The organism is Methyloversatilis sp. S146-33 (assembly GCF_059552495.1).
The window spans coordinates 61,219-73,287 of the sequence record NZ_JCANOT010000032.1; the positions used below are offsets into that span (position 1 = coordinate 61,219).

Annotated in this window: 12 protein-coding genes; 5 read left to right on the plus strand and 7 right to left on the minus strand. The window is 68.6% G+C overall.

The features are described 5' to 3' along the window. Window positions 1-129: 129 nt before the first annotated feature. The 5 genes from AC51BJ_RS13230 to AC51BJ_RS13250 are packed head-to-tail and all read left to right on the plus strand — an operon-like array spanning window position 130 to window position 3,275. Window positions 130-1,413, plus strand: a complete 1,284-nt coding sequence (locus AC51BJ_RS13230; protein WP_304001305.1) for a sensor domain-containing phosphodiesterase — start codon at window positions 130-132, stop codon at window positions 1,411-1,413. A gap of 52 nt (window positions 1,414-1,465) precedes the next feature. Next, complete coding sequence (locus tag AC51BJ_RS13235; protein ID WP_496280527.1) at window positions 1,466-1,795, plus strand: hypothetical protein; 330 nt, start codon at window positions 1,466-1,468, stop codon at window positions 1,793-1,795. 41 nt (window positions 1,796-1,836) lie between these two features. Continuing rightward, window positions 1,837-2,535 (plus strand): hypothetical protein, encoded by a 699-nt coding sequence (locus AC51BJ_RS13240; protein ID WP_496280528.1) that lies wholly within the window; start codon window positions 1,837-1,839, stop codon window positions 2,533-2,535. Window positions 2,536-2,575: 40 nt separating this feature from the next. Continuing rightward, the gene (locus AC51BJ_RS13245) at window positions 2,576-2,884 is read left to right on the plus strand and encodes a heavy-metal-associated domain-containing protein (protein WP_496280529.1); all 309 of its coding nucleotides are present in this window, start codon (window positions 2,576-2,578) and stop codon (window positions 2,882-2,884) included. A 1-nt stretch (window position 2,885) separates the two neighbouring features. Then, on the plus strand, window positions 2,886-3,275 hold the full coding sequence (locus AC51BJ_RS13250; protein ID WP_496280530.1) for a hypothetical protein: 390 nt from the start codon (window positions 2,886-2,888) through the stop codon (window positions 3,273-3,275). 18 nt (window positions 3,276-3,293) lie between these two features. Here AC51BJ_RS13250 and AC51BJ_RS13255 read toward each other — a convergent pair whose 3' ends face one another. The 7 genes from AC51BJ_RS13255 to AC51BJ_RS13285 all read right to left on the minus strand — a co-directional run bounded on the left by AC51BJ_RS13255 (window position 3,294) and on the right by AC51BJ_RS13285 (window position 12,057). Further along, window positions 3,294-3,686, minus strand: a complete 393-nt coding sequence (locus tag AC51BJ_RS13255; protein ID WP_496280531.1) for a Na+/H+ antiporter subunit G — start codon at window positions 3,684-3,686, stop codon at window positions 3,294-3,296. Window positions 3,687-3,714: 28 nt separating this feature from the next. Further along, entirely contained in the window at window positions 3,715-3,993 is a 279-nt protein-coding gene (locus AC51BJ_RS13260) for a K+/H+ antiporter subunit F (RefSeq protein ID WP_430433853.1), read from the minus strand. Beyond that, window positions 3,990-4,484: a Na+/H+ antiporter subunit E gene (locus tag AC51BJ_RS13265; RefSeq protein WP_496280532.1), complete on the minus strand. Its 495-nt coding sequence runs from the start codon at window positions 4,482-4,484 to the stop codon at window positions 3,990-3,992. Before AC51BJ_RS13265 ends, AC51BJ_RS13260 begins: the two co-directional genes overlap by 4 nt. After that, complete coding sequence (locus tag AC51BJ_RS13270) at window positions 4,481-6,193, minus strand: monovalent cation/H+ antiporter subunit D (RefSeq protein ID WP_496280533.1); 1,713 nt, start codon at window positions 6,191-6,193, stop codon at window positions 4,481-4,483. The genes AC51BJ_RS13265 and AC51BJ_RS13270 overlap by 4 nt, the downstream gene beginning before the upstream one ends. Then, entirely contained in the window at window positions 6,190-6,534 is a 345-nt protein-coding gene (locus tag AC51BJ_RS13275; RefSeq protein WP_430433850.1) for a Na+/H+ antiporter subunit C, read from the minus strand. The genes AC51BJ_RS13270 and AC51BJ_RS13275 overlap by 4 nt, the downstream gene beginning before the upstream one ends. Beyond that, window positions 6,534-9,482 (minus strand): monovalent cation/H+ antiporter subunit A, encoded by a 2,949-nt coding sequence (locus tag AC51BJ_RS13280; RefSeq protein ID WP_430433849.1) that lies wholly within the window; start codon window positions 9,480-9,482, stop codon window positions 6,534-6,536. Before AC51BJ_RS13280 ends, AC51BJ_RS13275 begins: the two co-directional genes overlap by 1 nt. A gap of 94 nt (window positions 9,483-9,576) precedes the next feature. After that, window positions 9,577-12,057: an ABC transporter permease gene (locus AC51BJ_RS13285; protein ID WP_496280534.1), complete on the minus strand. Its 2,481-nt coding sequence runs from the start codon at window positions 12,055-12,057 to the stop codon at window positions 9,577-9,579. Window positions 12,058-12,069 lie beyond the last annotated feature (12 nt).

A 12,069-nucleotide genomic window follows, 5' to 3' on the forward strand; every position in this document is an offset into this window, starting at 1 on the left:
CTGCGAAGTATAGCCGGCGGGCCGCAACCGGCTGTCACAAGGGAAGAAATCCCGCACGCGCATCTTTGGTTCAAGACTCGATGGTGCACTGCCGATAAGGAGTTCAATCATCCATTTTCGAGCGCCCTCATGGCCCACGCATCGTTATCCGTCGTCGCGGAAGCCGAGCAAGCACCCGGCGCCGACATCGTCCACAGCGCAAATGGCGTGCTGGCCCGCTACAAGGGCCTGACGCTGACCAGTCACTTCCAGCCGATCTTCAGCGTTTCGCACTGTCGCGCCATCGGCCACGAAGGGCTGCTGCGCGCCGCCGATGCGGAGGCGAACCCGGTCGCGCCGGCCCGCGTCATCGCCGGCGCCACGCGCTATGAAGACCTGCGCTACCTCGACCAGCTGTGCCGCTACCTGCACGTGAACAACCACGCCGCGCAGGACACGCACGACGGCTGGCTCTTCCTGAACATCCACCCGGAAGTGTTCCGCAGCGGTCCGGACAGCGACCTCAGCGACTTCCTGCCCGAACTGTCGGAACACCCGGACATCGATCCGCGCCGCATCGTCATCGAGGTGATGGAACAGGCGGTGTCCGAACACGCCGGTTTCGCCCGCACCGTCGAGTACCTGCGCGGCCTCGGCTGCATGATCGCGCTCGACGACTTCGGCGCCGGCCATTCGAACTTCGACCGCATCTGGACCATGCAGCCGGAAATCGTCAAGCTCGACCGCTCCTTCGCCGTCAAGTCGGTCGAAGACCCGTCGGCGCGCCGACTGCTGCCGCAGATCGTCAGCCTGATCCACGAAGCCGGCTCGCTGGTGCTGCTCGAAGGCGTCGAAACCGAAGCGCAGGCACTGGCCGCACTCGACGCCGACATCGATTTCGTCCAGGGCTTCTACTTCGCGATGCCGGCGGCCCGCCCGGTCGACACGCGCGAAGTGAGCCCGGTGCTGAACGACCTGTGGGAACGCTTCAATACGACGCGCGGCAGCGGTGCCGCGCGCTACCGCGAGCTGATCGCACCCTACATCCACGCCATGGGCGGCTGCGCCGTGCTGCTGGAGGAAGGCATCCCGATGGAAGAAGCCTGCCGTGGCTTCCTGCAGCTGGAGCGCGCCGACTGCTGCTTCCTGCTCGATGCCGACGGCCGCCAGGTCGGCCGCAATGTGCGGACCTCGCAGCCCTTCGGCACCGCCGACAGCCAGTACCGCTCGCTGTCGATCAATCGCCACGCGCGCTGGTCGCGCCGCCCCTACTTCCGTCGCGCCATCGAGCACGTCGGCAAGGTGCAGGTGACGCGCCCCTATCTGTCCATCTCGTCCGGCTTGCTGTGCGTGACCGTGTCCATCGCCTACCGCGGCTGGGACGACCAGTTGCGCGTGCTGTGCGGCGACCTGCACTGGCCGCAGGTGGTCTGAACCCGCGGGCGGCAGTCTTGTCTGCGTGAGCGATAGCTGTCACGCTTTCCCGATGCACGCTGCCCGCCGCCCCCTGCTGCGCCGCCTGATCGCACTGCTGATGCTGTGCGCGCTGCCGCTGCACGCCTACGCGCTTCACTGCAGCACGCACTGCGCACTGGCCGGGGCGATGATGGAGATCGACATGCCCGGCCACGACTGCGACAGCTGCGAGGACACCGGCGCACAGGCGGCGCTGTGTGCGGTCGCGCAGGCGATCGCGATCACGCAGTCCCCGCCGCCCGCCTCACCCGCCGGCTCGGCCGTCCTGGCGCTGCATCCCAACGCCGTCGAGCGTTCGCACATCCCCGCGCCTCTGGAGAAACCACCCAGACCGTCCTGAACGTCGCTCTATTCCGCCCTCGCATCGTTCAGGAGTCACTCATGTTCCGTTTCAAGCTGCCGCTCGCGCGCGGCAGGCGCTGTGCCGTGCCGCGCGGCTGGTTCGCGGCGCTGCCACTGGCCGCGCTGTCGACCCAGGCCGTCGCCGGATTCTTCATTCCGCGCGACATCACCATGTTCATGTTCACCGCCTCGCCCGACAGCCAGATGGCTGAAGTGGCGCACGGCCTGCGCGCCAACCTGTCGGTTGCCGCCGGGCAGTCGCGCTACGTGTCGGACGACGGACTGACAGAACGCCGCTACACCACCTTGCAGGCGAACTGGCTGGTGCATCGCGCTTACGGCAGCGACGGCATCACCAACGCATACATATATGGTGGACCGCTCGCCGCCCGCGGCAGCGAGTTCGCCGGCACCCACAGCGGCGTGCATGGCGGCTTCTGGGCCGACCACGAAACGCGGCGCATCTACGCCCGACTGTCCACGCACGCCTATCACGCGGCCGGACACACCCAGGTGGTCACGACAGCGCAGGGGCTGTGGGCGCCCTACGCCGCCGACTACGAGGACATCGCCACCTGGATCGGCCTGCAGGCCGAGCGTCGCAGCGGGCTGACCGAGGCCACCCAGATCACGCCGCTGCTACGCCTGTTCCAGCGCCGCTGGTGGGTCGATGTCGGCGTCAGCGTCAATCGCGAGCACCGTGGCGACGCCTTCGTAAACCTCATGCTCCTCTTTTGAATTGAAAGGTAATGCAATGAATAAGATGAAGTTTTACATCATGACCATCGCTCTTTCGCTGACCGCGGTGCCGGTGCTGGGCGCCAGCACGATCAAGATGCAGGTCGAAGGTCTGGTATGCGCCTTCTGCGGTTCAGCGATCGAGAAGAAGCTGCGCAGCAACGCCGCCACCGCCGACGTGCTGGTCAGTCTCGAACACAAGATCGTCGCGCTGAGCCTGAAGGATGGGCAGGACATCGCCGACGACACGCTGCGCACGCAGATCACCGACGCCGGTTACCAGGTGAAGAAGATCGAACGCGTGCCCGACACGCTGGACAGCCTGCGTGCCGCGCTCAAGGGACGCTGACATGGACGCACCCGAACGCGGCCTGCGCGCGTCGCTCGGCGCCAGCGGCCTGTCGCTGCTGGCCAGCGGTTCGACGCTGGTGTGCTGTGCGCTGCCGGCGCTGCTGGTCGCACTCGGCGCCGGCGCCACGCTGGTCACGCTGACCAGTCGGCTGCCGCAGCTGATCTGGCTGTCCGAGCACAAGGGTGCGGTGTTCGGCGTCGCCGCCGCCCTGCTGGCGCTGGCGGGTGCTGCGCAGTGGCGCGCCCGCTCGCTGCCCTGCCCGGCCGACCCGGCCGCGGCGCGCGCCTGCGCCCGTGCCCGGCGGACATCGGTGGCGGTGTATGCCATGTCGGTCCTGCTTTTCCTGATCGGCGGCTTCTTCGCCTTCGTCGCACCGCTGCTGCTCTGAGCTGGCCGCGGCGCCGGCTCAGCGCGGCGTGGGCGAGGATTCGTCCGCGTCCGCCGACAGCGGCACGCTGGCGCTCAGCGGCGGCGGCATGTCGGGGTCGCCGCTGTTGCGCCGGCGGAACAGCTCCGTGCGCGACAGCAGGATGGTGGTCACCGGCACCGTCAGCGACAGGAAGATGATGATGAGCCAGGCGTGCAGCGACAGCGTGCCATCCTGCACCGAGAAGTACAGGATGCTGGCCAGCGTCACGCACCAGGCGGAAAAGCTGAAGGCCAGCGCCGGCGGATGCATGCGCTGGAAGAAGCTGCGGAAGCGCACCACGCCGATCGCCGCCACCAGCGTGAACACGCCGCTCAGCGCCAGCAGCAGCGCCACCGGAATTTCGATCCACAGGGGCAGCGGCGGAATCATCGCGCTGCCTCCGGCATGACGCGGGCGTTCATTCGATCACCTCGCCGCGCAACAGGAATTTCGCCATGGCGGCCGAACTGACGAAGCCGAAGATCGAAATGAGCAGTGCCGCCTCGAAGTACATCGCGCTGCGATAGCGTATCGCCAGCACCATCAGGATCAGCATCGCGATGGTGCAGATCAGGTCCATCGCCAGCACGCGGTCCTGCGCGGACGGACCGCGGACCAGGCGCAGCAGCGCCAGCGCCATCGCCGTGATGTAGCAGCCCATCGTGAACACGATGGCGGAAAACAGCAGCGGGCTCATTCGAATATCTCCATCAGCGGGCGCTCGTAGCGGCGCTTGATCAGTTCGATCTCGGCCGCGGCATCGTCCAGGTCGAACATGTGGACGAGCAGCGCGCTGCGGTCCAGCGCCAGTTCCGACCAGATGGTGCCGGGGATGACGCACATGATGGCCGCCAGCACCGCCAGTCCGTTCGGGTCGCGCATGTCCAGCGGCACGACGACGAAACCGCCGCGCGGCATGCGCTTGCCTGTGGCCAGCGTGCCGCGCAGCACGCGCCAGTTCCAGACGATCACGTCGTAACCGACCTGCATGAACAGCCGCAGTGCCACCCACGGACGGCTGAAGCGCACCGGCGTCGGCCGCAGCGACTGCGTCAGCAGCGGCACCAGCACGCCGAGAATCGCGCCGAGCAGCACCTGCCCGAGGCCCAGCGACGCGTTGTTGAGCAGCAGCCACAGCGCGAGCAGCGCCAGCGACAGCAGCGGAGCGGGAAACAGGCGGCGCATCATGGCGCGGACTCCGGCCCTTGCAGGCCGAGGCGTTCGGCATTGGTCGGTGTCGGTCGCGGCCGCGCCGACAGCACCGCGTCGATATAGCCGGCCGGGCGGTACAGCGCGTCGGCGGTCGCCGCCGCGTAGCGCATGACCGGCTCGGCGCGCACCGAAATGAACACGCACGCGCCCACCAGCACCGCGATCGGCACGAATTCGACCACCCGCAGCAGCGGTGCTTCGCGATCGACCGGCGTCCAGAAGAAGCGGATGCCGACGCGCGACAGTGCCACCAGCGCGCACAGCCCGGACAGCACGATGAGTACCGGCAGCACCCAGGTCAGCAGCGCGTCGATGCGAGCGGTGTCGGCGCTCAGCCCCGGCACCAGCGCCGACAGCAGCACGAACTTGCCGATGAAGCCGGACAGCGGCGGCAGTCCGGCGACCAGCAGCGTGCAGCAGATGAAGGCCAGGCCAAGCAGCGCGGTGGCGGCCGGAATGGCGTGGCCGATCAGCATTTCCTCGTCCTCGTCGAGATTGACGTCCTTGTCCAGTTCCAGTTCGGCCAGCGGGAACGGCAGGTAATCCTCCTCGTCCTCCGGCGCGCGCGCGCCGGCGACGTCGGCGCTGCGCGAGCGCTCCATCAGCTCGGCCAGCAGGAAGAAAGCGGCCACGCCGAGCGTCGAACTGGGCAGGTAGTACAGCGCGCCGGCGGTCAGTTCCGGGCGGGCCAGACCGAGTACGGCCAGCAGCGTGCCCGAGGACACGATGACGGCGAAGCCTGCCAGCCGGCCCGGCCGCTGCGTCGAAAACATGCCGAAGGCGCCGGCCGCCAGCGTCGCCGTACCGCCCCACAGCAGCCAGTCGCTGCCGAAGCCGGCGGAAGCGCCCGCCTGGTCCGAGAACATCAGCGTGCTGAAGCGCAGCAGCACGTAGACGCCGACCTTGGTCAGCAGCGCGAACACCGCCGCTGCCGGTGCACTGGCGGCGGCATAGGCCGGCACCAGCCAGAAGTTCAGCGGCCACATCGCCGCCTTGGCGAGGAAGGCGACACCGAGCACCGCGAAGCCGGCGTGCAGCAGCGCGCGATCGCCGGCCGCCACCTGCGGAATACGGGCCGCGATGTCCGCCATGTTCAGCGTGCCGGTGACGCCGTAGATCAGCGCGGCGCCGATCAGGAAGAGTGAGGACGCCAGCAGGTTGATCGCCACGTAGTGCAGCCCGGTGCGCACCCGCGACGGACCCGAACCGTGCAGCAGCAGGCCGTAGGACGCCGCCAGCATCACCTCGAAGAACACGAACAGGTTGAACAGGTCGCCGGTCAGGAAGGCGCCGTTCAGGCCCATGATCTGGATCTGGAACAGCGGATGGAAATGCGCACCCGCCTTGTGCCAGCGCGCCACCGCGAACAGCAGCGCCATCAGCGCGACGACGGCGGCGGTGACCAGCAGCAGCACCGACAGGCGGTCGGCGACCAGCACGATGCCGAAGGGCACGTCCCAGTTCGACGGCAGGTAGACGCCGTAGGCGGCGGGTTGGTCGCTGCCGACCCAGAACAGCAGCAGCACCGCCACCGCCAGATTGGCCAGCGCGGCCGCCAGACCGATCATGCCGCGGATGCGGTGGCGCCGGCCGTCCAGCAACAGCAGCAGGCAGGCGGTCAGCAGCGGCAGCAGGATGGGAACGATGATCAGATGCGGCATCAGCGCCTGTGCGAGAGCCCTCATTCGGCGTCCTCCCGCCCATCGACATGGTCATTGCCGAAGAAGCCCCGCTGCGCCAGCAGCACGACCAGGAAAAGCGCAGTCATGGCGAAGCCGATCACGATGGCGGTCAGTACCAGTGCCTGCGGCATCGGGTCTGTGTAGTGCGCAAGGTTGGTCGGCACGCCGGGCGCCAGCACCGGCTCGCTGTCCAGCGCCAGCCGGCCCATGCTGAAGATGAACAGGTTCACGCCGTAGCCGAGCAGGGACAGCCCCATGATGACCTGATAGGTACGCGGCCGCAGCAGCAGCCACACGCCACAGGCGGTCAGTACGCCGATCGCGCAGGCGAGGACGATTTCCATCAGTGCGCTCCCTCTCTTTGTTCGTCGCCGTCACCATCGCTGTCGCGGACACGGCGTCCGCGCACCGACTGGTGGCCCAGTGCGGTCAGTATCAGCAGCGTCGCCCCGACCACCAGCAGGAACACGCCGATGTCGTAGAACAGCGCGCTGGCGACGTGGATGTCGCCGATCAGCGGCAGGCTGAGGTGGGCGGTGTGAGTGGTCAGGAAGGGATAGCCCAGCGCGAAGGAACCGAGACCGGTGGCCGTTGCCGTCAGCAGGCCGAAGGCGATCCAGCGCTGCGGCCGCAGGTCCATGTGCGCCTCGACCCACTGCGTGCCGGACACGATGTACTGCACGATGAAGGCGGTGGACAGCACGAGCCCGGCGACGAAACCGCCACCCGGTTCGTTGTGGCCGCGCATGAACAGATAGACCGCGATCACCGCCGCCAGCGGCAGCACCAGCCGCACCAGCACCGCCGGCACCATCAGGTAACCGCGGGCGGTGTCCTCAGCCGTCTGGGCATCGACCAGATCGGTCACCAGATCGGCCGGCAGCGCCTGCTGCTGTGCAGGCAGTTCCGCACTTTCCGGCGCCGGACGGAAGCGGCGCAGCAGCGCATACACGGTCAGTGCCACCACGCCGAGCACGGTGATTTCGCCCAGCGTGTCGAAGCCGCGGAAATCGACCAGCATCACGTTCACCACATTGCTGCCGCCGCCCTCCGGCAGTGCCCGTTCGAGGAAAAAGGGCGAAATGCTCTGCGGGAAGCTGCGCGTCATCATGGCCCAAGACAGCAGCGCCAGTCCGCCGCCGGCAGCCAGCGCGATCGCCAGGTCGCGCGCGCGCCGCACGCGTGCCCGCGCGCGGACGAGCAGCGACTGATTGCGTCCGACGTCTTCCAGCCGCTTCGGCAGCCAGCGCAACCCGAGCATGATGAGCACGGTGGTGACCGCCTCCACCGACAGCTGGGTCAGCGCGAGATCGGGCGCCGAGAACCAGGCGAAGGTGATGACGGTGACCAGCCCGGACACGCTCATCAGCGCCAGCGCGGTCAGCCGGTGGTACTTCGCCTGCCATACGGCGCCGATCGCAGCGCCCGCGCCAACCAGCCACATCAGCGCGAACATCGGCGAGAACTCGAGCATGGCACGGTCACCGCCGGCCAGCAGCGCCTCGCTGCCGAGCTTGCGCAGCGGCACGGCGGCAGCCACCAAGGTCACCAGCACCAGCAGCATCAGCTGCATCTGCAGGCGCCGCGTGCCGAACAGCCGCCGGGTGTGGCGGCCGGCCAGCGTCAGCCGGGCCAGCAGCGAACGGAACACGCGCTTGCCGTTGATCCGGCCGATCAGCGGCGCCTTCACGAGGTGACCGCGGCGCATCGGACCGCGCAGCAAGAAGAACAACGCAATGCCGCCGACCAGCGACAGCAGGCTCATCCACAGCGGCAGGTTGAAGCCGTGCCACACCGCGAGATCGAAGGCCGGCAGCACGCCGACCACCGGCTGCGCCGCGGTTTCGAGGATGCGCTGGATGGACCACTGCGGCAGCGTGCCGACCACCAGACAGGCCAGTACCAGCACCGAGATCGGTGCCCGCATCCAGCGCGGCGGTTCGTGCGGCTGGCGCGGCAGCGCGCCGCATTTGTCGCGGCCGAGGAACACGTCCACCGTGAAGCGCAGCGAGTAGGCGACGCTGAACATGCCGGCAACCACCGCGACCGCCGGCAGCGCGCGGTCGATGCCGGGCGAGGCGGCGAGGAACACCGCTTCGCTGAAGAACATTTCCTTCGAGATGAAGCCGTTGAGCAATGGCACGCCGGCCATCGCCGCCGCCGCCACCATCGCCAGCGTCGCGGTGATCGGCATGTAGCGCGCCAGACCGCTCAGGCGGCGGATGTCGCGCGTGCCGGTTTCATGGTCGATGACGCCCACCGCCATGAACAGCGAGGCCTTGAAGGTGGCGTGGTTGATGATGTGGAACACCGCCGCCACCGCCGCCAGCGGACTGTTCAGGCCGAGCAGCGTGGTGATCAGGCCGAGATGGGAAATGGTCGAATAGGCGAGCAGCCCCTTCAGGTCATTCTGGAAGATGGCGGCGAAACCGCCGACCAGCAGCGTCGCCAGACCGGCGCCAGTGACCAGCCAGAACCATTCGTCGGTGCCCGCGAGCACCGGCCACAGCCGCGCCAGCAGGAACACGCCTGCCTTCACCATGGTGGCCGAATGCAGGTAGGCCGAAACCGGCGTCGGTGCGGCCATCGCGTTCGGCAGCCAGAACTGGAAGGGGAACTGCGCGCTCTTGGTGAAGGCGCCGAGCAGCACCAGCACCAGCATCGGCCGGTACAGCGGATGCGCGCGCACCGTGTCGCCAGCGGCCAGCACCGCGTCGAGGTCGTAGCTGCCGGCGATGTGGCCGAGCAGCACCACACCGGCCAGCAGGCAGAGGCCGCCGGCGCCGGTCACGGTGAGCGCCATGCGCGCACCGCGGCGCGCGTCCTTGCGGTGGTGCCAGTAGCCGATCAGCAGGAAGGAGAACAGGCTGGTCAGTTCCCAGAACAGCACCATCTGGAACAGATTGCCGGACAGCACGACGCCGCTCATCGCGCCCATGAAGGCGAGCAGGAAGGCGAAGAAGCGCGGCACCGGGTCGGCCGGCGACATGTAGTAGCGCGCGTACAGCACCACCAGCGCACCGATGCCCAGCACCAGCATCGAGAACATCCAGGCGAAGCCGTCCATGCGCAGCACGAAGTTCAGGCCGAGCGACGGCAGCCAGGAGATCTCTTCGCGTATCACCTGCCCGGCCGCGATCTGCGGGAACAGCAGCGCGGCCTGCACCGCGCAGAACAGCGCGATCAGGCCAGCCAGCGTCGATTCGGCATTGCGCGCATTGGTCGGCAGCAGCGCCGCGATCAGGCTGCCGACGAAGGGCAATGCGACGAGGGTGATCAGCGGCAGTTGCATCGGATGAACATCTTCTTGTTCTCGTTTGGAACGGACAGACGAACGGGACGTGTGCGCGGCGGCAGCGCCGCGTCACATCGGCCGTGCGGAAAAATCAGAGCGCGCGCAGACTGGCCAGCGCGGGTGCCTTCAGCGCTCCACGCAGACCCAGCATGCCGGCGGCAAGCACGGCCAGCACGCTGAATGCCACGCCGGCCAGCGGCAGGCCGGCGGAGGGCAGATACGGGAGCTGAAAGGCCTGGCGGGCCAGCAGCATGGTCAGCACGAGAGCGCCAAATGCCGCAAGCACGCCAGAGAGAGCCCCGAGTATCGCAAATTCAGCGGCCAGCGAGGCGCGCAATTGTCGGTCGCGTGCGCCGAGGGTGCGCAGCACCGCCAGTTCGAAACGGCGCTCGTCGTGTGTGGACTCGATGGCCGCGAGCAGCACGACCACACCGGCCAGCAGCGCGAAACCGAACACCACGCTGACCGCGGCCGACAGCTGGTCCATCAGCGCGCGGAACTGGCGCACCACCGCATCGACATCGACTGCGGTCAGGTTGGGAAAGCGCGCCACCAGTTCGTTGGTGAAGCCCGCGGCCGACGTCGGCAGATGGAAGGAGGTGATGTAGCTGGCCGGAAAGTCTTCCAGCACGCCGGGCGTCGCGACGACGAAGAAATTGACGTTCATCGAATCCCATTCGAGCTCGCGCAGGCTGCCAACCACCGCCTCGACCTGACGGCCGGCGATGTCGAAGCGCAGCGTGTCACCGGGCGCGATGCCCAGCGTGTTCGCCAAGCCGGCCTCGACCGAGAAGGCAGGCTTGCCGGCGTCCCAGCGGCCGGCGACGATACGGTTGCCGACCTGCACGTGGTCGTCCCAGGACAGGTTGAACTCGCGCTCGACCAGCCGCTTGGCCCGCGCGTCGTCGTAGTCGTCCGGCGACACGGCGCGGCCGTTCAGCGCCACCAGGCGGGCGCGCGACATCGGCAGCAGCTGCGGCGCCGCCAGTCCGGCGTCGGCGAACTGCGCGCGCACCGCGTCGAGCTGGTCGGGCTGGATGTTCAGCACGAAGCGGTTCGGTGCGTCGGCCGGCAGCCGGTTGCGCCAGGCATCGAGCAGATCGCCGCGCACGATGACCAGCAGCAGCACCGCGGTCAGGCCGAGGCCGAGGGCGGCGATCTGCACCGTTGACGCCACGCGCCGGCGGGTCAGGCTGGCCAGACCGTAGCGCCAGCCGCCGGCGGTACTGCCGCGCAGCCGCGCCACCAGCGCCAGCGCGCCCCAGGCGACCGCCGCATACAGCGCGCAGGCGGCCGCGAAGCCACCGACCACGACGGCGCCCAGCGTGAGGTCGCCAGCCATCAGCACGATCAGCGCAGACAGGCAGGCCAGGCCGAAACCGTAGGCGCCCCAGGACACGACGTCGGCGTCGTCCCATTCGCGCCGCAGCACGCGCAGCGTCGACACGCGACGCAGGCGCAGCAGCTGCGGCCAGACGAAACCCAGCATCAGCGTCATGCCGACGGCAAAGCCGTACAGCACCGGCGTCAGTCCCGGCTGCGGCAACTTCGTCGCGAACAGACCGGCCAGCAGCGCCTCGACGCCGAACTGCGTGAGGTAGCCGACGACGCAGCCGAGCGCGCAGGCGAGCAGGCCGACCAGCACGAATTCGATCAGGAACAGCCGCGTCAGCCGCGCCTGCGTGGCGCCGAGGCAGCGCATCACGGCGCAGCCGTCGAGATGGCGCTGCATGTAGCGGCGCGCCGCAAGGCCGACCGCCACGGCGGCGAACACGACCGCCAGCATGGCCGCCAGACGCAGGAGTTTCTGCGCCCGGTCGAGCGCGCCGCGCACCTCGGGCTGCGCCTCTTCGACGTTCTCGACGCGCTGGCCGCGCGCCAGCTGCGGCTTCAGCCAGGCGGCGTAGGCACGCACCGCGGCGTCCTCGCCGGCCACATGCAGCCGGTAGCTGATGCGGCTGCCTTCCTGTATCAGTCCGCTGGCCGGCAGATCGGCCGCGTTCAGCATCAACCGCGGCACGATGGCGAAGAAGCTCGCACCGCGATCCGATTCGAAAGTGAGGACCGCAGCCACGCGCAGCTTGAGCTGGCCGACGCTGATCGTGTCGCCGCTTCGCACGCGCAGCGCACTGGTCGCGCGCTCGTCCAGCCACACGGTGCCGGGCTCGGGTATCGCCCGCGTATCGGCGTCCGGCGCATTCAGTTCGGGCGCAATGCGCAGCTTGCCGCGCAGTGGGTAGCCGTCGGATACCGCCTTGACGCCGACCAGTTGGGCGCCGTCGGCCGCTGACGCCATGCTGGTGAAGCTCCAGGTACGGATCGCACGCAGTCCGCGCGACTGCGCTTCATCGACGTAGGCGTCGGGCAGCGGGTTGTCGCCGGCCACCCGCAGGTCGCCACCGAGCAGCTGGTTCGCCTCGCTGACCACCGAGCGCGACACGCGGTCGGTGAAGAAGGACACCGAGGTCAGTGCGGCCACCGCAAGCAGCAGCGCCAGGCCGAGCACGCGCAGCTCACCGGCACGGAAATCGCGCAGCGCCATGCGTGCGGCCAGAATCAGATCGGAGGTCATCGCTTCATTCTC